Genomic DNA, 24,395 nt, shown 5'->3' with positions numbered 1-24,395 from the left:
CCCATGAAAAATCCGGGCTAAGAAAGAGATGTTGAAGATTGAAAGCAAAATCAATGATTCGATTAAACCTCGCCCAGATTTCACAATGAATCTTTCTGCTAACAACGTGATTGTGGTGGAAATTTACGAAGGTGACGATAAACCTTATTTTTATAAGAGCCAAGCATATAAACGGGCTGACACCTCCACACGGGTGATGGATACTCTTGAACTCAAGCGAGAACCGCAATTTTGAAGATCTGAGATCGAGAAATTAGGATCTGACCTTCACTTATCTTGATCGCGAGTTTAGCCAAAAACTTGGGGTAGAACAGGTTGATTTAAATATATTAAGATCTTTTGAATTGGTGTTTCGCGGTGGGGAATTTAATAACGCAGCTGCGCCGTTGTCAGATAATAATCCTTTTCCTGGTCTTCGTATTGCGTGTTTTGGGGATTCGATTAGTGAAATTTACGAGAACTTTAGTTTGAGTGGTCGGTCTATTCTGGAGCAGCTGCATCTAGCAGTAGAGAAATACCGTCAGTACTACGTTCATGAAAAGATAGAGAAAGCTACGTGGGAAACTGTGGAGCAAATCCCAGAAGCTGCGTTTCGGGAAGCAATAGCTAATGCCTTGGTGCACCGTGCATGGGATGTATCTTCGGAAATTCGAGTGAGCATGTTCAACGATCGAATTGAGATAACGTCACCTGGTGGGTTACCAATAGGAATTATTCCTGAGGAATTTCTCCGTGTGTACCTTTCGGTGATGCGAAACCCCCTTGTGGGCTTCGTGTTCCTTCGATTGAAATACATCGAGCAACTAGGTACTGGAGTTGGGCGAATCAGAGATGCGTATCGTGGATACATAGCTGAACCAGAGTTTGAAATTTATGATTCTTCAGTCACTGTCACATTGCCGGTCATTCAGGAAGCGACTGAGCTGAATGGTCGCTTCGACAACGAGGGATTACTGGTTACAAAGATTGTTTTAGAGAAGGATCTGGCGGAATCGCACAAATTAAAAGACGTGGTTTTGCAGGGAATAAAAGATGCCCGTCATGAAAAAATTGTTCAGGTGCTTCAAGCGGATGTCGCTTCGAGGCGTGAGATTGAAAAGCTCACAGGTTTGAGTAGTGATGCAGTTCAGCGAGCGTTAAAGGAACTGCGTGCACAAGGAATAGTGCAACAAGAAGGTAAAGGTCGGTCTACCCGTTATAAACTTCATCGCGAATAAGGTTGGCTATACCCCCTGATAGGTGTAGGCATCGTTGGCGACGTGATCCATGCAACAATTGCTGTCGCTTTGAATCTTGCGTGTTCCGTGCTTACTGCGTGTTGTTTTTTGACGATGCTTCGCGTACTTCCAGCCCCTCTGGGGCGGAAATAGCTAAAGGATCATGAGAATTCACCGTCGAATCGTCGCACGGGTGCGACGATTAGGAGTTATGGAATCGCTGCCTCCTTGTGGCGGTTTTCGGCATTGAGGTACAAGTTTGGGTTAGACTAGGTAACCATGACTGAACGTACCCTGATTCTGATTAAGCCAGACGGTGTTGCTGCTGGCCACGTTGGCGAGATCATTGCACGCATCGAGCGTAAGGGCCTGAAGCTTGCTGCTTTGGACCTGCGTGTGACCGACCGTGAGACTGCTGAGAAGCACTACGCTGAGCACGCCGATAAGCCATTCTTCGGCGAGCTGGTTGATTTCATCACCTCCGCACCACTGATCGCCGGTGTCGTTGAGGGCCCACGTGCAATCGAGGCTTGGCGCCAGCTTGCCGGTGGTACCGACCCAGTTGCGAAGGCAACCCCAGGCACCATCCGTGGTGATTTCGCACTGAGCGTTGCTGAAAACGTTGTTCATGGCTCTGACTCCGAGGAGTCTGCTGCGCGTGAGATCGCTATTTGGTTCCCTAACCTGTAGGAAACCGCACTCCTTTTTGTAATAAAACTCTTCTTTCGCTTTGGCCAACACCAGCGAAAGAAGAGTTTTTGATTTGTATGAGGTGAAAAAATCCTTTCCCACAATAAGACATAGGAAAGGATTTCTTTTACTTAGACACCATGATTTCGCCTAGCATGCGCCCAGTGGGTGAATCGCTGCCAGCCATAGGTTCTTCAGTGAGGAACACTTTGACGGCATCGTCATTGAAAGGCATCCACACATCTTTGTGATCCTCGGGGCCGATCACACCAGCTGAACTAATTTCACCTTGAGGATTAACACTCCATACTTGAGCACCCATCCCCGCATGAAGCTGCGCAGCGCCTTGAACTAGAGCTCCTGCTTTCGACATCGTTTCGGAGGAAACAATATCTAAAGAGGCCCCAGCAGCATGAAGTTTCGCTTGCTGCATGTCATCTGCTGCCATAATTTCATGCATCTGATCAATCCCGTGGGCACTATCGGCGTGGATACCAGTGGGCTGAGTGTCAAAGAAGGAGCTTGTATACACTCCTCCGGCAAATAAAACTACAGCTGCTGCAGCAGCCACTAGCCCACGAATCCATAGTGGGTTTTTCCGGCGGGAATGCAAGGATATAACTTCAGCGCCATGTTCGTCGGTGGTGGAAGCGGGCGGGGTTTCATCGATGCGAGCAAAAATGGCAGCTTTGAGGTCGCTAGGAGGTGGGGCAGGGGGGACTGCGCCTAGGAGTACCTCATCGAGGAATGCCTCATCATCGTTGTCGAAGGGAATTCCTGTCGGCTGATTTTTAGCCACGGGTGCCTCCTTCCTTAAGCGTTGATAGAGCTAATCGTAGCTTCTTAATGCCATCGCGTACACGTGTTTTCGCGGTTCCCAGCGGAACCCCAGTTTTCTCAGCAAGTTCGGGGTGGCTTAACCCACCAAAATAGGTCAGCATGAGCGCACTTTTGTGGGGTTCGCCAATGCTTGCTAGTGCTTGCCGGACACGCGCTGCCTCAATGTTGGTTAAGGCGTTGGTTTCGACGTCGATAAAGCGCGTGACTTTATCCAACATCGCATCCCGATCATCGCGAAGTGCCGCTGCTGTCATGGAGCGAAGTTTATCGATTGAACGAGATTTCGCGATCCGGCCAACCCAGGTTTTTGCGGAGGACTGGTTAGGGTCAAACGTGTGCGCTCGACGCCAAACTTCGACGAAGACTTCTTGCGCTATCTCTTCCGCAATGGATTGGTTTCGCACAATATGCATGCAAATACCCATCACGGTGGGGGAGAGTAGATCGTAGAGTTCGCCGAAGGCACCCTTGTCGCCTGCCGCAACAAGGGTGAGGAGTTCTTCGGTAGTGGGCATAGGCACTAAGACTAGTCCGGGCATGAGTTTCGTTTGAAGTGAGAAACGATATCGGTGGGATTATTCACACCGTGGAATAATTTAGCGAAGGAAAGCGTTTACTTCTTCTCCATTGCATCTTTTTCCATCTTGTCCGTCTTCTCCATGGCGTCCTTCTCCATTGCATCCTTCTCCATTGCATCCTTGTCCATGGCGTCCTTGTCCATCTTGTCCATGGAAGAGCTGCTGGATTCTGAAGGCATGGTTGATTCCATCATGCTGTTGGCAGGGGTGTCTTTATCACCACAAGCAACCAGGGTTGCACCAGAAAGAATCAAAGCGGCAGCAGCGGTGACGAAAGTGCGGGTGCGCATAGGAAAACTCTCCTTTACTAAAAAACAACAAGATAGTGAAGGGCACAACAGCGAAGGAAACGACCACCGAAAAATGCAACCACCCCGGAAACGAAGGAAGAAGGCGGGCTTCAACTTTTGCGCCTGTGTTTTCATGCTCAAGGCGGCTTCTGAACCTTGAACCACGCAAGACGAAAGTTGTACAGCATTCTTAAGCAGTATGTTGGCACGATGTTGTGCCCTTACATCTATGCATCCGGTGCACAAGTACAAACGGATTGGAAAAAGAAAGAAAAAACTTTTTCGCGCAGGTCAGGTATAGGTTTAGTGGTGTTCAACGATGCTTGCTTTAGTGAAAAATACAATGGCGAGAATGGACACAACCCGTAGGTGGGAAAGCCTCGGGGAAAAGGGGGGTGCCGATCAATCCAGTGGAGTTTGATCGGATGGTACTGATCTAGGCTTTTAGTAAACAGGGGAAACCCCAAACTGTGGTTATTGGGGGCGTGGTGGGTAAAGCGTCAAGGCTACGCAGGCGGGAGCGAGAGGGGGTGTTCAGAGTGGTGAAAATCGCGCTGGTCTTCAACATGTGCGTGCTTGTGTGTTGAGTATTGCTTTTAGTTTCGATCACGATCTATTCACAAGAACACAGTCGCACGTAGTTTAAGGGTGGTCGCATTCTCATTGTCTCTGTGGTGGAAAACTAGGTCTACCTTCTCAGCATGCAGGGTGGTGTGCGTAACTTTCAGCCTCACATTCCTTTGGGTACCAAAGTTGGATTGTCACTCACGCGCGTGACGTTGAGCGTATCTCATCTGTGTTTGCGTGTGCATTGGTAGCGCTGTTCTTGGTAGGGGCAAGGGGGGGGGCTTTGCAGTATGTAGGAGAAATATTAATTCGACATAGAGCAAGTGCTACCCATAAAACCGCAGGTCAATTTTTCTTGTGTTTGCTGAAAGTCGAATCAGTATTTTTGAATCAATCTCCACGTATTCATAGGTATGCTGTTCGGTTGTGGTGCGCAGGGCTTTTCCCATCCAATCGCGTCGATCATGCGTCAGTGTGTGTCGGCTCCTGCGCCTTCTTTTCATACTGCATTCTCCTGATGGGAGAAGTCCACTATTTCGCTTATATATGCCAAAGCCTTCTACCCCTACCAAGAAAAGCGCTCCCTTATGGGCTAGTGCGCTTCGCGAAGATACGCTGAACATCACGCACTTTATTGCCGAGTCTGACTTCCGTCCCTACTTGGATATGTGTTCATTGCGCAGTGAAAAAGCGAGCATACTTGGTATTTCGAGGGCGATTGTGATGTGCGCTGTGATACAGGTGCAATCCGAAAAAGCTGTTGTTCCGGATGGAGGAATGGAGGTGGAAAACACCACGCAGCGCACGTGAGCACAGCCCTGAAAAAAGAGCAGCGGGTGTGAGCTTCGATGCGTGAGCGAAATGTCTTTCCGCATTCATAGTCGCTTTCATCGATAATAGTGAGGATAACCGGATGATCATTTCACTGATTCTTATCGGCCTTGTTGGCGGTATTCTGACAAGCCTTTCCCCTTGTATTCTTCCTGTTCTGCCGTTGATTCTTGCAGTCTCAGGTGGGCAAAAACGCAGACCGTATCTTGTTGTTGGTGGTTTAGCAACCAGCTTTGCACTGCTGACATTATTGGGGTCGGTGGTGCTCAACGCACTTGGCCTGCCACAAAGCACCCTGCGGTGGATCGGGATCGGAATGCTCGTAGCGGTGGGTATTGGAATGCTCATCCCTGCGGTAGGGGCACTATTACAAGCGCCTTTTGATAAACTCCCCAAACCCTACTTTTTGCAAAACAAAGCACGCGATAAAGGTGGATTTGCAGTAGGTCTTGCACTAGGCACCGTGTACGTGCCGTGCGCAGGCCCTGTTCTTGCGGCCATTACCGTTGCTGCGGCAACCGGTAAAGTCGATGCCAGCATTGTTGCGCTAACCATTTCTTTCGCCCTTGGTGCCGCACTTCCTTTGCTACTGTTTGCCCTTGGCGGACATAAGGTAGGCCAGCGGGTGGATTGGTTCCAATCCCACAACACCACCGCCCGCCGCATTTCTGGTGTGGTGGTCATCGCACTAGCTACGGCTCTTGCTTTCGACGCTCCTGCAGCTATCCAACGCGCAGTACCGGACTGGACTGCTCAGCTACAACACTCGCTCGGTGCGCAGGTGCCAACAAACACTACAGTGGAAGGGCGGAAGGGGATCGAGCATTGCCGCACCCTAGGAGTGGGAACCCAGCCCAATGATTGTGGCGAGCTACCGAAATTTGAGGGCCTGACTAACTGGATCAACACAGATACCGCTGTTGACCCTGCGAGCAACGGAAAAGTCACCCTCGTTGATTTCTGGGCCTACGCCTGCATCAACTGCCAGCGCGCCAATACCCACATCACCAAGATGTATGACACCTACAAAGACTACGGTCTTGAGGTGGTCGGCATTCATGCACCCGAATACGGGTTTGAGCGCGATCTAGGAAACCTGAAAGCCGCCGTCGACAAGCAAAAGATTCACTACCCTGTTGCACAAGACAACGACTTTGCCACCTGGGAAAACTTCAACAACCGCTACTGGCCAGCCCGCTACCTCGCCGACCACACCGGCACGCTGGTGCAATTACACGAAGGTGAAGGAAACTATGCAGAAACCGAAACACTGATTCGAACCCTGCTTACTCAACGCGACCCAGCAATCACTCTCCCCAACCCAGTTGAACAAGAGGTGAACACACGCGCCCACGAAGCACGCAGCCCCGAAACCTACCTCGGTGCACAACGCTCCAAATACCAAAACAACCCTGCCCGTGGAAAAGTCACCGGCGAGATCGACTTCGGGGTGGGCCGCGCACCGAAACTTGGGTTCTACACCCTCGCCGGAACCTGGAACATCAGCGCCGACTCCATCGCCGCCCGCAGTGAGAACGCCAGCATCGAACTCAACTACAAAGCGAAGTGGGTACAGCTTGTTATCTCCGGAACAGGGCAGATCACCCTCACCCGCGAAAACGGGGACGAACAAATCTTCGAAGTTACTGAAGATGGAACCATCGACATCATTAAAGAAGAACACAGCCGCGAAGAGCTGATCACACTCACCCCATCTGAAGGTCTCGAACTGTACTCCTTCACATTCGGCTAAACACAAAGCGCCACACACCCTCATCACCGACTACACAAGCGTGATGAGGGTGTTGTACATTTCCCGCCGCCATGCACACCCCCAAACAGCAGCCACCTGAAGGTAAAAAGCAACCAACAACCACGAATGTGCACGCACACTACGGCAAGGTGCCAGCAGTTACACACAGCAACCCGTTTCTATGGAAGAATAGATAAACAGTGCGCCGTTTCCCCTCGAAAGGAAACACTCCCGCGCAGCACCAACCGTGCTCGCACGCCTTCGCGCACGCTTTGTTTTTAAAACTTCATACGGCCAATAAAATTTTGTAGCAAACACTCTCTGTGTCCTCTACACAGAGAAACACCCACGCTTTCTGCTGGTTCACACTACTTTTTATAATTTCATTACTGTTCGTGCGTTCTACAACCTTCTCTGCGCTGGCTGCGACGGCACAACAACACCTTTTACACACCCACGCCCTACCATGCGGGCTTGGAGGGTAAAGGGTAGACGATGTGCACGGCTGCGCCCGGAGAAACTTGTCACCACAAAGGACACGCACACAACTACCGACAACGATCCGTCACGGTAGCTTTAAAAGATTTAAGTGCGACAACACGAAAGAAAACGCAAGGGTACTGTGCTCATACACAGAACGGCTGTTTGCTGCCTCACACAATGAGGAGAATGGACACCAGTGTCTACTACCACGCACTTCGATCGGGAGATGATCGGGGAAAAAATCCGCGTTCATGTTCTCGCTAAAGAACTCGGACGCAGCTCCAAAGAGCTCATTACAGCGCTTGCTGAACTAGGGCTAAAGAAAGCAGCCCAATCAAACCTCACCGCAGATGAAGCACACATGCTTCTCGACGCCCTTCTAGGCGCCATCGACACTGCAGAAGACAGCACAAAGGCTGCGAAGAAAACCCGCAAGAAGGCACCGAAAAAGACCACAAAGAAAACCGCCCGCACACCCCAACCTGCAGCAGAGGAAGAAGCCACCCACGATACTCCCACCGCAGAGCACAACGATAAACCAGCGAAAAAAACGCGCCGCGCACGCACAACCACAACAACCGCACGCGCAGCTGCGGCCGATGACGGCGTCGACAAGCATGCAACATCATCTCGTGAGGCGAACGCTGAGCAACACGAGCTCACCGTGGACCCCGCGGACCTGCCCGAAGAAGTAAAACTACGCTATCGGGTGGAAAAGAACGTGGAAAACGAAATCCACCAAATTGAACAAAAAGTGGAGCGCGAACTCGCCGAAATCGCAGGCATCGACGAACCCGGAACCGTGAGCGAAGACGAAGAAAAAATCCGCTACCGGGTAGAAAAGAACGTCGAAAACGAAATCACCCAAATCGAGCAAAAAGTCGAACGCGAACTCGCCGAAATCGCACACACCGATCAGCAACCCACACAACCACACACCACCAAGACGCACGACGAAAACGAGGACACCATCGAAACCGAACTCATGGACCTCATCAGTGACGTCGACACCGCCACAGAACTCGACGAGATCATCGAACCGGTAATCACCCCAGCCCCAGCACACGTCGGCTTCGACATCCCACTGTTTATGGCCCCCACCTTAAACAACCAAGACCCCGACGACGACTTCGAAATGGACTTCTACGCCGAAGGCGACGAAGCCGAAGACGACGACGCCACCACCCGCAAACGCCGTCGCGGACGCCGCGGCACCGGACGCGGTACAGGTGAAGCTGCCCCACGCACAGACAAACGCAGCGAACCTGGCCACAAAAAACGCAAAGCCGACATCGACGACGACACCGCTGATGACACCAGCGAAGAACCCATCGCACTCAAAGGCTCCACACGACTAGAAGCACAACGCCGACGCCGCGTAGAAATGCGCGAAGAATCCAAGAAGAAACGCCACATCGTTTCCGAAGCAGAATTTTTAGCGCGCCGGGAATCTGTCAACCGCACCATGGTGGTGCGTGAGCGCGAGCGCACCGACCACCCAGGCATGGTGACACAGGTGGGTGTTCTTGAAGATGACCTGCTGGTCGAGCACTTTGTCACCTCCGATACCCAGTCTTCAATGGTGGGCAATATTTACTTAGGGCGTGTGCAAAACGTCCTGCCGAGCATGGAGGCTGCCTTCATTGATATCGGCAAGGGGCGCAACGGTGTGCTTTACGCGGGTGAAGTGGATTGGCGTGCCGCCGGTTTGGGTGGGCGTAACCGCAAGATTGAGCAGGCCCTAGCATCCGGTGACCAGGTGCTGGTCCAGGTTTCTAAAGACCCCGTCGGGCATAAGGGTGCGCGACTGACCACCCAAATCTCACTCGCCGGCCGTTACCTTGTGTATGTGCCTGGCGGGCGCAGTGCGGGCATTTCACGGAAGCTACCCGCACCGGAGCGTAAGCGCTTGAAGCAGATTTTGCGCGACGTGGTGCCCAAAGATGGTGGCGTGATCATTCGTACCGCCGCTGAAGGCGTGTCTGAGGAAGCGATAGCCGCTGATGTGAATCGCCTGCATTCTCTATGGGAGAAGATTCAAGCTCGGACTACTGAGGAAACTGAGTCGAAGGGCGCGAAGCCTGTCACCATGTATGAAGAACCCAACATGCTGGTGAAGGTGATCCGCGACCTCTTTAATGAAGACTTCTCCACTCTCGTCGTCGACGGTCAGCGCGCATGGAACACGGTGCATGCCTACATCCAGTCGGTGGCCCCTGATCTGTTGGATCGCCTCGTGCGTTTCGACCGTTCAGAGCACGATGGGCACGATGCTTTCGAGGCGTACCGTGTCGATGAGCAGCTTCAGAAGGCATTGAGCCGGAAGGTGTGGTTGCCATCGGGCGGCACTTTGGTGATCGATCGCACCGAGGCGATGACAGTGATCGACGTGAACACCGGTAAGTTCACAGGCCAAGGTGGCAACCTCGAAGAGACCGTGACTAGGAATAACCTGGAAGCGGCTGAGGAAATTGTGCGCCAGATGCGTTTGCGTGATCTGGGCGGCATGATTGTGGTCGATTTCATTGACATGGTTTTGCCTGAGAATCAGGATTTGGTGCTGCGTCGCCTTACTGAGGCGTTGGGTCGGGATCGGACCCGCCACCAGATTTCTGAGGTGACTTCACTGGGTCTTGTTCAAATGACTCGTAAGCGCTTGGGTACTGGTTTGCTGGAAACCTTTGCAACGGATTGTGAGGAGTGCGCCGGACGTGGCGTGATTGTGCACGACGATCCTGTGGAGCAGCGGGATGTCCCACAGACCGCTAAGGGTCGCCATGGGGTTTTGCATCAAGATCCCACCAGGCATCCAGCGGCTGTTGCGATGCAGGAGGATGCGAAGGAGGATTCGGGGCGTAAGCGCGCGCGTCGCCGTCGTATCGAGGCGTCTGAGGTTGAGGCTCGCACAGAACCTGCTGAGGTGACTCGTAGCACTGGGGCATCGATTGAGGAGCTGGCTGCGGCGGTGATCAGTGTGCCTGCAGCACCGGAGAGCACCACAGAGGCTGTGTCGCGTGACGACGCCGACACCCAGAAGCCGGAACGTCGCCGCCGCCGTGCTGGGCGTCGTCACGTTGAAAAGGAGACGGAGCCTACTTTCGATGCGATTATTGAAGGTGCGCTCGAGCTCGCTGACGACGCCGACCCTGATCACCCAACCGGTGCTGACTACCTGCCAGCAACGTATGAGGAAGCACTGGCTGCATTTGAACAGTCGCCACGCCGCAAGCGGAAGGTGCGGGGAAATTCCCGCAGCGATGTGAAACCAAAGCCGGAAGAGTTCGCGACTTCACCTTCGCTGGTGGAAGAACTCGCCGCCGATGAGCCTTCTGAGGAGGTTCAGAAGCCTGTTGTGCAGGAGTCGGTGCGGAGTCGTCGTGGGGTTCGCCGTGTGCGCAGCGCTGCGGAAATTGAGCAAGATCGTGTGGAGGCAGTAAAGCGGGAAGCTTCTCGACGCCGCCGCGCTGTGCGTCGCCGCATGACCGCCGAGGAGCCACAACCGCTAGAATCTACGGTTGCTGCTGAATCTTCTGCCTCGCACGAAGATCAGGCGCGTGTTGTGTCAGCTGTCGTTCAGGATTCTCAGCCGGCAGCGGGGCTGAAACGGGGGAAGCGACGTGCGGTTCGCCGTACCATGACTGCTTCTTCGGATAAGCCCAGTTCAGCAAGGGCTGTTGTGGCGGATGTGAATGTTTCTGCGGTTTCTGAGAGCGCGAAAAGCACTTCGCGGGGCTCGCGGGGACGTCGTCGTGTCATCCGACGCGCCGAAAGGAAATGAGCCCATTTGTCTTTTCCATCGGTTAAAGGGTAGTCTTTGACAGTCGCTGTTTTAAGTATTGCTTCGCGGGTGCTTGTGCACTTTTGGAGTGGTGTTTGGAACGCAAATGTAAAAGTAAACGTTAGTCCATTGGGAATCTTGAATCTTAAGGTTCCTGATCCTGAGATAGATAAGGGGTAGCCCTCGTATGTACGCGATCGTCAAGACCGGCGGCAAGCAGTACAAGGTTGCCGAAGGTGACCTCGTCAAGGTCGAGAAGATCGAGGGTGAGCCAGGTTCGTCCGTGGCTCTCACCCCGGTTCTGCTCGTCGATGGCGCAACTGTTACTTCTAAGCCAGAGGAGCTCGCTAAGGTGAGCGTCACTGCTGAGATCGTTGACCTGATTAAGGGTCCAAAGATCAAGATCCTGAAGTACAAGAACAAGACTGGTTACAAGAAGCGCCAGGGTCACCGTCAGAAGCTGACCGTGCTGAAGGTAACCGGCATTAAGTAAGGCTCACCGGCCTACCTAAGATTTCCTGAAGGAGGGAAAACCACATGGCACACAAGAAGGGTGCATCTAGCTCCAACAACGGTCGCGATTCTGAGGCAAAGCGCCTTGGCGTTAAGCGATTCGGTGGCCAGCAGGTCAGCGCCGGCGAGATCCTCGTCCGTCAGCGTGGCACCAAGTTCCACCCAGGTGAGAACGTCGGTCGCGGTGGCGACGACACTCTGTTCGCACTGAAGGCTGGCGCAGTTGAGTTCACCATCAAGCGCAACCGTCGCACCGTGAACATCGTCCCGGCTGCAGAGACCGTCGACGCTTAAAATCTTTTAAGCTCGCAACGCTTTGCATGTAGGCCCCCAAAAGATAATGCTTTTGGGGGCCTACATCTCTATGCTTATCTATATTGTTCATTTTTTATATTCGCGTCCGGTGTGACAATTTCATGGCCACCTAGTGGTGCTGAGTTGTGGACGTGAGGAAGGAACCTACGATTTAGTTATGTTGAAACGTCGCCTCGCTGTTGCCTTGTGCTCTGTGGTCGCTGTGACTGGCCCTGTTGTGGCCACCCCTGCCCATGTTCAGGCTTCCTCTGTTTCTGAGTTGAGCTCCAAGGTGGATCGGGAGTTAAGTGGTAAGGATGGAAAGAATGCTCCTCGGACGGAAAATGGTCGCACGATGCGCCAGATTTTGATTTCCATCGCATCTATTGTGGGTGTGTTTGCATTCCTTGCTATTTTCCTCGCTCGGTTCCAAGGGCTGTTCCGTCACATCGGCTTGAGCCACTAGGGTTGGGCTTTAGTGCTGCGCGGTGCCAATGGTGAGTGTTCGCGCGCAGTGCGTGTGTGCTTTGATTTTTCCACTCCAGAGTTTGTTGAAGTGTTCTTAGTGGTTTTTCATCCAGTGGTGGTGAAGATCGCTGAAGTGGTGCTTCCCTGGTTACCATCACGCTTTTGTGCGTGCATGATCCCACGTTTACGGTTATTTTTCACGAATTTTCCCGTATCGTGGGATTTTCCATACCCAACTTCGCATATGAGCCTTTCAGTCTTTATTGAAAGTGGGTTTAAGCTGCATTAATGCTCAATGTACTATGTGTTGCCTTCTTATTCTCGTATAATGTCGCCTGAAGCTTTTTATTCACAATGCAAATTCTTTGCCCGCGTGAACATCCCATGAGTAAGTAGAGAAGGATCACGATATGGCTTTTAAGAGAGGTAGAGGACTGGCCTTCACCTTGGCAACTGCGCTAGGTGTGGGCCTTATGGCAACGCCAGCCACGGCTGAGGAAAAGCAAGTACGTTTTTCAATGTCTTGTTTTTCGTTTGCGGACGCTAATACTGAGCTGCGTCACGGTAATGGTGAGTGGACGCGAAATACTCAGAAAGTAGATGTTGACTTCGCGGTTGTCGCTCCGGAAACTGCGCAGGTCGGCGTTCCCTTCGATTACACACTGAAACCTATTTCGGTGAAGGTGCAGAACCCTGTCTGGACTGCAGGTTTTTGGTCAACATATTCGATGACCTTCAAAAAAGTAGATTTAGGGCGCTTCCGCGTTAATCTTCCTGCAGGGGTTACTGCAAACCCGGAAGTGACAAATGCGCCTGAAGGTGTGAGCGCACAGTTTAAAGCTCATGCGGAAAATCCTGCTGTGATCATCGGTGGGGCACACAACATCGATGACGCAAGCTCGCCTAAAGATCTACCTGATGGTGCAGTGTCTTCTGATTTGAGTAATAATGTTCTGGCTACATTTCCGGAAACAAACCTCAGGCTTGTCGCTTCGGAAGTAGGATCGCTCACCCCGACCCTTCCTGTGAAAGCTCGGTCTGCTCAATGGGGACAAAACCTTTCGAACTTTGTGTTCACGGCGAAGCCTACCTGGGAATATGCCTATGACACTACTCGCGAGACCGGCCCCATTTTGTTCAGTTGCGGAAGCACAGCAGTGCAACTTCCTTCCGTGAATATCGTGCCGAAACCGGCTGAAGCGGAAGTGGAGAGTGTGTCGCTAACTGTTCCGAGCGAGCCGGTGAAAGCTGGACAGCCTGTTGAGATCACCGGAAAGGTTAAGTGGAAGGCTAACGCGCCGGAAAATGGATCTTCAGCAGTAGTGACAGTTGGAGAATCCACCAACAACGTCGTCGTAGATGCTCAGGGCAATTTCACTCACAGCTTCACTCCAGATAAAGCTGGTTCAGTTTCTATTAAGGCAGCATCAGGCGCTAAGGAATCTGAAACAATCACTCTGCAGGTAGTTCCTGACCGCAGTGTGCGCACCTTGCAGTTAGAGGCGACTCCGCAACGGATCACCGAAGGTGAGATCGTGACTGTCAACGTGAAGGCGTTGGATCGGGAAAACAACCCAGCTGAGGTTGATACCATCACCATCAACGATGGAACCACCGACCACACTGTTGCGAAAACAGGGGAAGCATTTACCCTCACCCTAACCCCAAAGAAGACCACCACAATTCAGGCGACGAAAGGTACCGTGCGTTCCAATACCCAACGCATCACGGTCGATCCGCGCCCAGCGAAGCCTGTTGCCATTGACGTCAAGGCAACCCCAGCTGAGGTAACAGTGGGGCAGAGCGTGAAACTCAGCGCAGAAATTACCTATGATGATGGAGCACCAAAACCACTACCATCCGTAGTGTTCACCATCGATGGCAAAGAGATTGAAGTCAACCGCCAACCAGGAACCAACCTGTACCGCACCACTTTTGTCACCAACACCCCTGGAACCTACCCGTATAGCGTCAAAGCAACGGAAGAACTCAGCGCGCAGGGTGTCCTGGTAGTCAAAAACCGAGTAGCGGCCGCAATCGCCCCAGCGATTACAGTGCAAGAAAAACAAGCACAGATCAGCTTCACCGTCACCGATGCCACATCCAAGCCGGTAGCTGGTCAAACCGTTACTGTGAACGTTGGTGGCAACAGCCAAGAGGTAGTAACTAACGCACAAGGTGTTGCCACTGTAACCGTGCAGCGCGAAGAAAAAGACCAATCCGTGCACGCACAGATCGGTGAGCTGGTATCCGAATCGGTGGTTGTTCCGGCAGTTCAGAAAGCACCGGATCTGACCAAACCAACTGGTGTTGCACTCCAAGTTGACCCAGTGATTGCGGAACCCGGCCAAGACGTGAAAGTTACTGCGAGGCTCACCTACGGTGATGGTTTTATCCAGGAACCTGCAACACTGCGCTTGCTTGTCGGCGACCAAGAGGTAACTGCAACCCCAACGGGGCAGCTGTACACCTATGAAGCAATGGTGAAAGCACCGCAAAGCGGTGTGCACAAAGTTCGTGTCGAAGTAGCCGAGAATGTTTTTGCTGAAGCACGCATTGTTGCCAAAGCAGGTGAAGGTGAAGATCAGCTTGGTGTTCCCGCGAAGGTTGATGTTGACGTCGATAAGCACAATGACAACTACCGGGTAACCGCAACAGTCACAGACGCAGCCGGCGACGTGGTGCCGAATCACGAAGTAACCTTCACCATCGGTGAGGCGCAGCAGCACGCCACCACCAACTATGAAGGCAAAGCCACAATCACCGTCGCGCCAGGAAAAGAAGCGACAACGGTGATCGCGAAAGCCGGTGACATCACGGCGCAAGCAGTTGAAATTCCTGCGCAGCCACAAAGCAGCGGGCTGTGGTGGAAGATCTTGCTTGGTGTTGCAGGTGTTGGTGCCCTGATCGCAGCACTCGTTGGGCTTGCCAAGCAATTCGGGCTCGACCGATACCTACCAAAGTTCTAGAAGCATCCAGCGGTGCGCGCACGCCCACCGCGCATGCTTAAAATCCCATATTCACAAAAACTCCAGATCGAAACGGCAGTGGAAACACACGCATCTAGCAGTGGGAAGTACGGTGTCGTTTCGGTAGAAAGTACATAGGCATAATCGTGTTTAAACCCACACCACGCCGTGGGATGCTTCTGGCTCTGGCACTTGGTCTGAGCACTATTGCACAACCTGCGGCGCACGCACAAGATACCCCGCACCCCAATAACACAGCGCCTGCGGCAGATCGCACAGCACCTGCTTCTGATCCCGCACGCGATGGCGCAGCAAACGCGGACACCCCCGCTGATGCACCCGCTGATGCGCCCAGCGATACGGCACCGGCAAACCCTGATTCCCAGGAAACCCCAACGGAGGACACCAGCACGAAGGTGCCGTTGAGCTGCTACTTCACTTTTGACCGTGGTACTGCGGTGGGTTCGGCACCCACCGGCAGGTACCTCGAATCCGCAGGCTATGTTTTCCCTGTCACCATGAATATCACCGCACCTAGTCGCGCGGTTGTGGGGCAGCCTTTTAGCTACAAGGTTGAAGGTGCACGCTTCAGCATTCCGAAAAAGCTGGAATATATTGCGTCCGGTTACTTGTCGAGCAACTCCTACTCGCTTGAAACCGAAGAGGTTTCCCGTGCCAGCATGCGTTTCCCTGCAGCGGCGAACACCACTATCACCGGCGTTGATATTGCTGAGAACACATCTGGTGTGCAGGCTCAAGCACACGCTAAGTATGCCCATATTGCGGGTTCAGACACCATTGATCATGTGTCAGCGCCGAAAGATCTCGACCACGCTGGATTAAGCGGTGTTGTGGGTACTGACAGTGTTGATGTGCAGTTCCCCGATTTCACGGTGAACATGGTTGCTACCAGCCCTGGCGAGGTCGCGCCAGAAGTTATCAGCAGCGGCATTGGCGGTTTTTTCGGCGGTTCTGTTGCTGCGGATAAGGCTTTTGTTTCCGCGCTTGCACAATTTAATTACTTAAGCTCCAAGGTGGAGGCAGAAGCGAATGCGCTGGTTCGCTGCACCCCAGAGAAGGGGAGTGTGAAACTTCCGTCTGTGACTGTGGTTGCTGCAACTGAGCAGGTTGTTTCACAGATCACTCTGAATGCGACTCCCGCGCAGGTGCATGTGGGTAAAGAGGTTACTTTTAACGGCAAAGTCACTGATGCTGACGGTTACCCTGTAGCTAATAAGGAGGTCACCTTAGTTATTGGGGATCGCACTTTAACTGTGACTACTAATGAGCAGGGTGAATTTAGCGCTACTGCTACGGCTACAACAGCTGGGGTACTCAGCGCGGCAGCAGCAGTGGGTGAAGTTACTGGCACGACCACCGTTGCGGTTAATTCCGGCGCTATTCACACCTTCAGCATGGATCTTCCTGAAACAGCGGTTGAGGGTGAAGAAGTGACTGTGACCGTGCACGCTCGTGATGATCAGGGCCGCGGCGCGGATGTTGCACAGATTGAGCTTGCAGTGGGGGAGGAGAAAGTTACTGTGCCAGCCCCCGCTGATGGGAGTGGGGCATTTGTGCACCGCTTTATCCCAACCGCCCCGGGTGCACTGAACGTGACTGCAACTGCCCCAGGTGTGCAATCAGTGGCGAAAACTGTTGAAGTTACTGCCGCGCCCGCCCAGGTGGCGCTTGAGGTCGCAGCGCAGGCGCGTGTCGGGCAGCCGGTACCGATTAAGGTCATAGTGACCGATAAGCGCGGTGAGCGTGTCGACGCCCCCACCATGCAGTTGACACACGGCACGCACGCTGTGAGCATGGATCGCCACGATACGGGTATGTATTCTGCTACCTTTAGCCCTGCGACTGCGGGTACTCACGAGTTGCGCGTGTCGGTACCAAAGCTGCCGGTGGTCACAGCCACCGTTGAGGTGCAGCCCGCACCAGTTGTCACTGTTGATGTGACAGAAGACGACGGGAAAGTGACAATCACCGCCACCGCGAAGAATGAGGATAACTCGGTGCTTGCACACACCCCAGTGACGATCATGGTCGGTGATGACAAGCATGAGGGTGAGACTAACGAGAAGGGTGAGTACACCCTTCAGGTGGCAAAGCCACTCAATCGGGTGAAGGTAACCGTGGATGTGCTGGGTTCACAGAAGGAAACCTACATCGGCTCGGAGGGTCGCGAGGGTTCTGCGCCACACAATATTTTGTTGGCTGTGCTCGGCAGCATTGCTGGTGTTGCTTTCATTGCCGGAATTATCCAATGGTTGACAAAAATGGGAATTATTCCTGCTGGTATTGGTTTTCCGAGGCGTTAACGACTGACTCGCGAGAAAGAAAAGACGTGACACAATGATGAAAAATCACACTTTTTTCGTCCTGCCGCGACGTGGTCGTGGGCAGAAGAAAAACACTTTGACTAAGTCCATTGCGACCGTGGTCGTCCCTACTCTGGCAGCTAGTGCACTGGCTGTGGTTGCCGCGCCCCAGGCTGCTGCGGTTCCGCAATCTTTCGACCTGCAATTCAAGTGCTCGATTTCGGTTAATAGTAGTGGTTTTGTCACCCAGGCTAATGGTGTGCATGCCATTGATGCGTTCCGATTCAAACTGAAGGTTGAAGCTCCTAAGGCAGTGGAGAAGGGGCAAAAGTTTGACTATGTGCTCAAGCCCGGCTTCGTCGGCTTGCCAAATCCCTTCAGTGCTAGTGGCGCAACTGTGATCATGAATTCCATGGAGCAAGCCAAGCTCACGATGGATTTGCCGCAGAACGCAGAAATTCATGAAACAACCATCGAAGGTCATAGCGCTGGGGTTCAGCTTTTCAAGGATTCGGATACCCGAGTTCGTCTCTCCGGTGAAACCATCACTGATGATATGGACACCAACAATCCTTCGACAATTAAAAAGAAGGATGTCAAAGGCATGACCGGCCAACAGCGGGGTAACCGCATGGGCTTCGATCTGCCGGATGTGCGCATCAGCATGACAGCAACGCAGGAAGGCGAAATTCAGCCATCTTTCCCTTTGGTTACAAACCACACGGATAGGCATTATCCAGCTAATGAATCCTTCTTCTCCATGTTGGGTGACGTGACTGCGCAAGCACCTATTGTGGGTAATCTCAACACCCTTGCCCTTGTGCGTTGCACCCCTGTGAATTTCGCGGGTATGCCAAAGGTGAAGGTCATTGATGCATCCAAGGTGTCGGGTAAAACCACAGAACTGAAGTTCAGTGCGAACCCGAACCCAGGTCGCGCGGAAGAACCAGCCGCAATCACTGTCACCGCAGTAGATGCCAACGGCACCCCACAACCACAAGAGCCAGTGATCTTGGAAGTGAATGGGCGCCGCGAACTCTTCGTCAGCGACGCCAAAGGGCAGATCGACTACACCTTCACACCTGAACAACCAGGCACCGTCTCCTTCAAGGCATCTGTAGGTGAAGTCAGCGCTACTTACGACTACCAAGTAACCACCGCAAACCCCGATGTGGTCACCCCACTGAACATCCCCTTCCTCTGCATGGCTACCCCAGACACAACACAGCCAGCAGAAAACCCCAACCCAGAAGCACCAGTACTACTCAACACCCATGTTGCGGGTGTGCACGGGGATACTGCCCGTGCGAAAACCAACCCCGGGTTCATGCTGAACATGGATGTCGTAGCACCAGAATCGGTACGCGTTGGTGATGAATTCACCTACTCGCTGCGCCCGAAGGAACTCGTTGGCGCAAGTGGCTACCAGCGCAACAGCTTCATCACCGTAACTAATACCGAGATTTCCCAAGCCCGCCTACGCCTTCGTGCCCCCGAAAATGCCCAGCTTGTTGCAGCGGAAAAAGCAGGCATTGGTGAAGGCCAAGCAACCTTAGACAGCGGAAATATCCTTATGCGCAAAGACACCGACTCCGATTCGGTAGACCCAGCCGATCTAGCATCCATTACCGCTGCCGCAACCGGTGGCCTGAGCGCACAGGTTGATGAAGATAAACTGAGCGTGAAGTTCCCATGGATCGACCTGAAGATGAAGGCAACTGAAGAAGGACTAGTGCGCGCACAGCTTCCACAAGCAGCCGACATCAACGCCAACAAGGCAGAGGATTCCTTCATCACCTTCATCGCACACTACAAGGTTGCGTCCTCAGAAAACGACAAGTTCAAGGCTGAAGCAAAAACACTGATGCGCTGCGCCCCCGCAGGTGAGCAGCAACTACCAGCAGTCGCCGTGAAATCACGCATGTCCCAGCTGAGCATTGACGGCCCCGCAAAGGTGAAGGTTGGTGAGGAAACCACCTACACAGTTCAGGTCGGCGACACCGCCAACCAACCTGTAGCCGATGCCGTTGTCACCCTACGAATCGGCGATGCTGAGTACAAAGAACGCACTTCGGACAAAGGTACTGCAACCTTCACCTTCACCCCAGAAACCGAAGGGGATGTTGTGATGGTGGCAAAGGTAGGCGGCCTGACAGCACAAAAGACTGTGAATGTGTGGGCACCAGTACCACCGGAGCCACCAAAGCCAAGCTTGTCCTCGATCATTTCCGAAGCTGTTCCTAGCTACGTGTGGAAGATCATCGCTGGTGTTGTTGGTGCGCTGGCTCTCGCAATCGGTGGTTTCTTCGCCGCCGTGCGCGCCGGCGCAGTGCCAGCGCCACAGGTACCTGGTTCCTCAACTGGGCGTCGATAAGCAGCACATAAGCGATGCACAAGGCGTTACGACGCCCACACTTCGCGACACCTTACTGCACCGTTGCACAAGGCAGCGGCCTTAAAACCCGCACTCAAAGCCACCGAAGGCGAAGCGGGGATTTAGGCCGCTGCCTTTTTCCCTTGCTAGAATCGACATACTTATGGGTCTTGATGGCCTTGAAGCAATACATGGGAAGGTAACCAAATACATGGCACGTTTTGTCGACCGCGTGGTCTTGCACCTCACAGCAGGCGATGGCGGCAACGGCTGCGCCTCCATCCACCGCGAAAAATTCAAACCACTCGGAGGACCCGACGGTGGTAACGGCGGGCATGGTGGCGACATCGTTTTGGAAGTCTCCTCCCAGGTGCACACCCTTCTTGACCTGCACTACCGCCCCCACATCAAGGCGCAGCGTGGCGCGAACGGCGCCGGCGATCACCGCAACGGTGCCCGCGGCGAAGACCTCGTACTGGAAGTACCCGCAGGCACTGTTGTGCTCAACGACAAGGGCGAGACTCTCGCCGACCTCACCAGCGTGGGCATGCGTTTTATCGCAGCTCAAGGCGGTTTTGGTGGTTTGGGTAACGCAGCATTGGCGTCTTCTGCCCGTAAAGCGCCTGGTTTTGCGCTCAAGGGTGAGCCCGGCGAACAGCACGACATCATTCTTGAGCTGAAGTCGATGGCTGACGTCGGTTTGGTTGGTTTCCCTTCGGCGGGCAAATCCTCGTTAATTTCTGTGCTTTCGGCTGCGAAGCCAAAGATCGGTGACTATCCTTTCACCACCCTAGTCCCTAACCTTGGTGTGGTGGAGGTCGGCCACGAAACCTTCACCATTGCTGATGTGCCTGGCCTGATTCCTGGCGCTTCGGAGGGCAAGGGCCTTGGCCTGGATTTCTTGCGCCACATTGAGCGCACCGCAGTGCTGGCGCACGTTGTGGATACCGCAACGTTGGAGCCGGGCCGTGATCCTGCCTCCGATATTGAGGCGTTGGAAGCGGAGCTTGCTGCCTACCAGTCGGCGTTGGATGAGGATACGTCCTTGGGGGATTTGCGTGATCGTCCGCGCATCATCGTGCTGAACAAGGTGGATATTCCAGAAGCGCAGGAGCTTGCGGAGTTTGTGAAGGAAGACCTTGAGGCGCAGTTCGGCTGGCCTGTGTTCATCATCTCAGCTGTTGCTCGTAAGGGTCTCGATCCTCTGAAGTACAAGCTGTTGGAGATTGTGCAGGAGGCGCGTAAGTCGCGTCCGAAGGAGAAGGTGGAGAACCGCCTAATTGTTCGCCCGAAGGCAGTGGATGCTAAGGGCAAGGGCCACGATTTTGAGATTCACCCTGACCCACAGATCGAAGGCGGTTTCATTGTGACAGGTGAGAAGCCTGAGCGCTGGATTATCCAGACTGACTTTGAAAATGATGAAGCAGTTGGTTATCTCGCTGACCGCCTCAACCGCATGGGTGTGGAAGACGCGCTGCATAAGGCTGGTGCACGCGCGGGCTGCACTGTGAGCATTGGTCCGGTTTCCTTTGAGTGGGAGCCAATGACTGCTGCGGGTGTTGATCCAACCTTGACTGGTCGTGGTACGGATATTCGTCTGTCGCGCACTGAGCGTGTGTCTGCTGCTGAGCGTAAGCGTGCTTCTCAGGTTCGTCGTGGTCTGATCGATGAGCTTGATTTCGGCGAGGGTCAAACTGCTGATCGGGAGCGTTGGCAGGGCTAATGAATATGCAGCTCAGGCGCCACATTAGTGAGGCGAAGCGCATTGTGGTCAAGATTGGTTCTTCTTCCTTGACTGGTCCTGACCACACGGTTGATCCGTTGCGCATTGATTCGTTGGTGAATGCGATGCAACGTCGCTTGGGCAAGGGGAGTGAAATCATTGTGGTGTCCTCCGGTGCTGTGGCGGCGGGCATGGGCCCGTTGGGTTTGAAGGCACGCCCGAGTGACTTGGCAACCAAGCAGGCTGTGGCTGCGGTGGGCCAGGTGCATCTGATGCACACGTGGGGTGCGAGTTTTGCCCGCTACGGCAAGACTATTGGGCAAGTTTTGCTCACCGCTTCTGATGCGGGTCGTCGTGATCGTGCGCGTAATGCGCAGCGTACAATTGAGCGTCTTTTGCATCTGGGTGTGGTTCCGGTCGTGAATGAAAATGACACGGTGGCTACTTCTGAGATGCGTTTTGGCGATAACGATCGCCTTGCTGCTTTGGTGGCGCATTTAACCTGCGCTGATGCTCTTATTCTGTTGTCAGATGTGGATGGGCTTTTTGATAAGAACCCGATTGACCCATCGGCACGATTTATTGATGAGGTGCGTGACGGCAACGATTTGCGCGGTGTAATCGCTGGCGATGGCGGTGCTGTGGGCACGGGCGGTATGGCTTCGAAGGTGTCTGCTGCGCGAATCGCGTCGCGTGGCGGCGTACCTGTGCTGTTGACGTCCGCAGCGAACATCGGTGTGGCTTTGGACGATGCCAGTGTGGGAACTGTGTTCCATCCGAAGGAAGATAGGTTGTCGGCCTGGAAGTTCTGGGCGCTGTACGCCGCTGACTCTGAGGGGGTTTTGCGTATCGACGCCGGTGCGGTGAAAGCTGTGACTGCGGGCGGCAATTCGCTGCTTGCGGTGGGCATTCAGGAAATTGAGGGCGATTTTCACTCCGGTGAGATCGTGGACATTGTGGGCCCTGGTGGTGAGATTATTGGCCGCGGTGAGGTGGCCTATGATTCGGAAACACTCGTGGGTATGTTGGGCAAGCATACGGTGGATATGCCAGCAGGTATGCAACGCCCTGTGGTGCATGCGGATTATTTATCGAATTTCGCTTCGCGTGCGTAGCACGAAAAGCACTGTCACAGTATGCGTAATCTCAAGGCCATACAGGGAAAACCTGTATGGCTTTTGATATTGGTCGAAGCAGGTTGGTCATCACATCCTTGATGGTGTTGAACGTCCGATCTGTGTAGTGAGTATTTTTGCGATGGTGGTTAAGCGATTCGCCTGAGGAGCATAGAGCGGTGAGATAGTGCGCGCGAGGGGGAGGGAGTCGAAAGTGGGAGGGGTTGTGCACTACGGTGCAATTTTTTTGGGGCGGGGATGTATCCAAAACCGTAAATTCCCCCTATATGGGGGTGATTTTAGGGGTGCGTCATGCGACAGATTGGGGTAGCTTTTGTGCCACTGCGCTGGTGTCTTATGTTCCTCAAAGAAAATATCGCTTGCTTTCGTTATCGATTCGTAACTACGGTTAGGGTTACCTTGCTTCAAAAGTTCTCGATCGACCGAAAGGAAACCCATGAAGCTTCGTACCTCACTCATTGCATTGACAGCCGGATCCGCAGTTGCGTTTGGTGGCGTTGTTGTTCCCCAGGCGTTTGCTGATGATCCAGCGCAGTGTGCTAATCCTGAAATTACTGTCGAGTCTGGAACCCTTAAGTGGGGCATCAAGCAGTCTTGGCGCGCTTACGTTACGGGTCCAATCGCAAAGGGTGATTGGACGGTCACTGGTGCTACTGACAATGGAAAGTCAAAGGGAGCGAATGACTTCCAGTTCCACTTTGAAGTGAATCCTTCCGGTACGGTGGTTAACTTCAATCCCGATGGAACGGTGAAGAGTGCCACGATCAAGACCATCCCTTCCACTGTGAAGTTCAAGGGACACCATGGGGCATTGGAATCAACAATGAAGTCTCCATTCATTGAGGCTTATGTTGAAGGTGGCAAGACTGTCGTTCGTCCTGGCGTGACCTATGAAGGCTACTACGTTGAGGGCAAGGGTATGACCGATTACACCCCAGATGATCGTGTTCCAGAGAACCTGAAGTCTGGTACTGATTCCTTTGCTAAGGGCGAGTCTTCGGGCTGGGTGCTCCAAGGCGATACTTTGAAGTTGGATGCTACTGCGCTGAAGTATGAGAAGAAGCCTGGTACTCGTTACGATGAAGCGACAAAGAAGCAATACATCGAAGGTGTCGACATTATCTTTATGGGTACGTACTCGGATACGTACAAGCCCGAAGTTGATGATGTCAACGTGGAGCTGAAGGTGAAGAAGACCTGCCCGCAGGCTCCAGCGCCACAGCCTACGGATCCAGCACCACAGCCTACGGATCCTGCGCCGAAGCCAACCACAACGGCACCAAAGCCAACCACTACCGCGCCGAAGCCAACCACTACCGCGCCGAAGCCGACTACTACGGCACCAAAGCCAACCACAACTGCCCCGAAGCCATCGGGTACCACCTCCACTCCAGCGCCACAGCCACCAGCGAAGACTGACTGGAAGAAGATTCTGTTCGGAATCTTGGGTGCAGTAGGTGTCCTGGCTGTGATCGGCGGTATTGTTGCGGCGCTGCAGCAGTTCAACCTGATCCCAGGATTTAAGCTTCCGAAATTCTAAAGAAGCAAAAATCACTGAATAGACTTG

At 53.4% G+C, this 24,395-nt stretch carries 17 protein-coding genes; 14 read left to right on the top strand and 3 right to left on the bottom strand.

The genetic code is table 11. The annotated features are described in order from the left end of the window. Positions 1 to 28: 28 nt before the first annotated feature. From CFELI_RS10305 to ndk, 3 genes are all read left to right on the top strand, one after another. Positions 29 to 235, top strand: a complete 207-nt coding sequence (locus tag CFELI_RS10305; protein WP_277103360.1) for an AlbA family DNA-binding domain-containing protein — start codon at positions 29 to 31, stop codon at positions 233 to 235. A 112-nt stretch (positions 236 to 347) separates the two neighbouring features. Further along, positions 348 to 1,217 (top strand): ATP-binding protein, encoded by an 870-nt coding sequence (locus tag CFELI_RS10300; protein ID WP_277103363.1) that lies wholly within the window; start codon positions 348 to 350, stop codon positions 1,215 to 1,217. 279 nt (positions 1,218 to 1,496) lie between these two features. Then, the gene (ndk, locus tag CFELI_RS10295) at positions 1,497 to 1,907 is read left to right on the top strand and encodes a nucleoside-diphosphate kinase (protein WP_277103359.1); all 411 of its coding nucleotides are present in this window, start codon (positions 1,497 to 1,499) and stop codon (positions 1,905 to 1,907) included. A 127-nt stretch (positions 1,908 to 2,034) separates the two neighbouring features. On the opposite strand, the gene CFELI_RS10290 is transcribed toward ndk, so the two are convergent. From CFELI_RS10290 to CFELI_RS10280, 3 genes are all read right to left on the bottom strand, one after another. Beyond that, positions 2,035 to 2,706, bottom strand: coding sequence for an anti-sigma factor (locus CFELI_RS10290; protein ID WP_277103358.1), 672 nt, complete (start codon positions 2,704 to 2,706; stop codon positions 2,035 to 2,037). After that, complete coding sequence (locus tag CFELI_RS10285) at positions 2,699 to 3,262, bottom strand: sigma-70 family RNA polymerase sigma factor (RefSeq protein ID WP_277103357.1); 564 nt, start codon at positions 3,260 to 3,262, stop codon at positions 2,699 to 2,701. The genes CFELI_RS10290 and CFELI_RS10285 overlap by 8 nt, the downstream gene beginning before the upstream one ends. A gap of 98 nt (positions 3,263 to 3,360) precedes the next feature. Continuing rightward, the gene (locus tag CFELI_RS10280; protein ID WP_277103356.1) at positions 3,361 to 3,615 is read right to left on the bottom strand and encodes a hypothetical protein; all 255 of its coding nucleotides are present in this window, start codon (positions 3,613 to 3,615) and stop codon (positions 3,361 to 3,363) included. Between the two features lie 1,483 nt (positions 3,616 to 5,098). On the opposite strand from CFELI_RS10280, the gene CFELI_RS10275 reads away from it, so the two are divergent. From CFELI_RS10275 to CFELI_RS10225, 11 genes are all read left to right on the top strand, one after another. After that, complete coding sequence (locus tag CFELI_RS10275) at positions 5,099 to 6,766, top strand: cytochrome c biogenesis protein CcdA (protein ID WP_374724742.1); 1,668 nt, start codon at positions 5,099 to 5,101, stop codon at positions 6,764 to 6,766. 679 nt (positions 6,767 to 7,445) lie between these two features. Continuing rightward, positions 7,446 to 11,027 (top strand): translation initiation factor IF-2 N-terminal domain-containing protein, encoded by a 3,582-nt coding sequence (locus CFELI_RS10270; protein WP_310127808.1) that lies wholly within the window; start codon positions 7,446 to 7,448, stop codon positions 11,025 to 11,027. A 187-nt stretch (positions 11,028 to 11,214) separates the two neighbouring features. Further along, positions 11,215 to 11,520: a 50S ribosomal protein L21 gene (gene rplU / locus CFELI_RS10265; protein ID WP_277103354.1), complete on the top strand. Its 306-nt coding sequence runs from the start codon at positions 11,215 to 11,217 to the stop codon at positions 11,518 to 11,520. Positions 11,521 to 11,564: 44 nt separating this feature from the next. After that, positions 11,565 to 11,834 carry a 50S ribosomal protein L27 gene (gene rpmA / locus CFELI_RS10260; RefSeq protein ID WP_277103353.1) on the top strand — a complete coding sequence of 90 codons (270 nt, stop codon included), beginning with the start codon at positions 11,565 to 11,567 and terminating at the stop codon, positions 11,832 to 11,834. Positions 11,835 to 12,012: 178 nt separating this feature from the next. Further along, the gene (locus tag CFELI_RS10255; RefSeq protein ID WP_277103352.1) at positions 12,013 to 12,300 is read left to right on the top strand and encodes a hypothetical protein; all 288 of its coding nucleotides are present in this window, start codon (positions 12,013 to 12,015) and stop codon (positions 12,298 to 12,300) included. A gap of 412 nt (positions 12,301 to 12,712) precedes the next feature. Then, the gene (locus CFELI_RS10250; RefSeq protein WP_277103351.1) at positions 12,713 to 15,271 is read left to right on the top strand and encodes an Ig-like domain-containing protein; all 2,559 of its coding nucleotides are present in this window, start codon (positions 12,713 to 12,715) and stop codon (positions 15,269 to 15,271) included. Positions 15,272 to 15,417: 146 nt separating this feature from the next. Next, complete coding sequence (locus CFELI_RS10245) at positions 15,418 to 17,595, top strand: hypothetical protein (protein ID WP_277103350.1); 2,178 nt, start codon at positions 15,418 to 15,420, stop codon at positions 17,593 to 17,595. Between the two features lie 34 nt (positions 17,596 to 17,629). Beyond that, positions 17,630 to 19,969 carry an Ig-like domain-containing protein gene (locus CFELI_RS10240; protein WP_290259004.1) on the top strand — a complete coding sequence of 780 codons (2,340 nt, stop codon included), beginning with the start codon at positions 17,630 to 17,632 and terminating at the stop codon, positions 19,967 to 19,969. 211 nt (positions 19,970 to 20,180) lie between these two features. Next, positions 20,181 to 21,692 carry a GTPase ObgE gene (gene obgE / locus CFELI_RS10235; protein ID WP_277103348.1) on the top strand — a complete coding sequence of 504 codons (1,512 nt, stop codon included), beginning with the start codon at positions 20,181 to 20,183 and terminating at the stop codon, positions 21,690 to 21,692. A gap of 5 nt (positions 21,693 to 21,697) precedes the next feature. Further along, a complete protein-coding gene (gene proB / locus CFELI_RS10230; protein ID WP_277103361.1) occupies positions 21,698 to 22,807 on the top strand; it encodes a glutamate 5-kinase in 1,110 nt (369 codons plus the stop codon). Between the two features lie 457 nt (positions 22,808 to 23,264). Then, the gene (locus CFELI_RS10225) at positions 23,265 to 24,368 is read left to right on the top strand and encodes an HtaA domain-containing protein (protein ID WP_277103347.1); all 1,104 of its coding nucleotides are present in this window, start codon (positions 23,265 to 23,267) and stop codon (positions 24,366 to 24,368) included. Positions 24,369 to 24,395 lie beyond the last annotated feature (27 nt).

Origin of the sequence: Corynebacterium felinum, assembly GCF_030408755.1 — a bacterium.
Lineage (GTDB): Bacteria > Actinomycetota > Actinomycetes > Mycobacteriales > Mycobacteriaceae > Corynebacterium > Corynebacterium felinum.
The sequence above is the reverse complement of the archived record's forward strand: the minus strand, read 5'-3'. Positions and strand labels throughout refer to the sequence as shown.

Bases quoted from the DNA above. Each gene is read 5' to 3' on its own strand.
- rplU (WP_277103354.1), top strand. From the start codon at position 11,215: ATGTACGCGATCGTCAAGACCGGCGGCAAGCAGTACAAGGTTGCCGAA.
- CFELI_RS10225 (WP_277103347.1), top strand. From the start codon at position 23,265: ATGAAGCTTCGTACCTCACTCATTGCATTGACAGCCGGATCCGCAGTT.
- CFELI_RS10285 (WP_277103357.1), bottom strand. From the start codon at position 3,262: ATGCCCACTACCGAAGAACTCCTCACCCTTGTTGCGGCAGGCGACAAG.
- CFELI_RS10250 (WP_277103351.1), top strand. From the start codon at position 12,713: ATGGCTTTTAAGAGAGGTAGAGGACTGGCCTTCACCTTGGCAACTGCG.
- CFELI_RS10240 (WP_290259004.1), top strand. From the start codon at position 17,630: ATGATGAAAAATCACACTTTTTTCGTCCTGCCGCGACGTGGTCGTGGG.
- rpmA (WP_277103353.1), top strand. From the start codon at position 11,565: ATGGCACACAAGAAGGGTGCATCTAGCTCCAACAACGGTCGCGATTCT.
- CFELI_RS10280 (WP_277103356.1), bottom strand. From the start codon at position 3,615: ATGCGCACCCGCACTTTCGTCACCGCTGCTGCCGCTTTGATTCTTTCT.
- CFELI_RS10255 (WP_277103352.1), top strand. From the start codon at position 12,013: ATGTTGAAACGTCGCCTCGCTGTTGCCTTGTGCTCTGTGGTCGCTGTG.
- obgE (WP_277103348.1), top strand. From the start codon at position 20,181: ATGGCACGTTTTGTCGACCGCGTGGTCTTGCACCTCACAGCAGGCGAT.
- ndk (WP_277103359.1), top strand. From the start codon at position 1,497: ATGACTGAACGTACCCTGATTCTGATTAAGCCAGACGGTGTTGCTGCT.
- CFELI_RS10305 (WP_277103360.1), top strand. From the start codon at position 29: ATGTTGAAGATTGAAAGCAAAATCAATGATTCGATTAAACCTCGCCCA.
- proB (WP_277103361.1), top strand. From the start codon at position 21,698: ATGCAGCTCAGGCGCCACATTAGTGAGGCGAAGCGCATTGTGGTCAAG.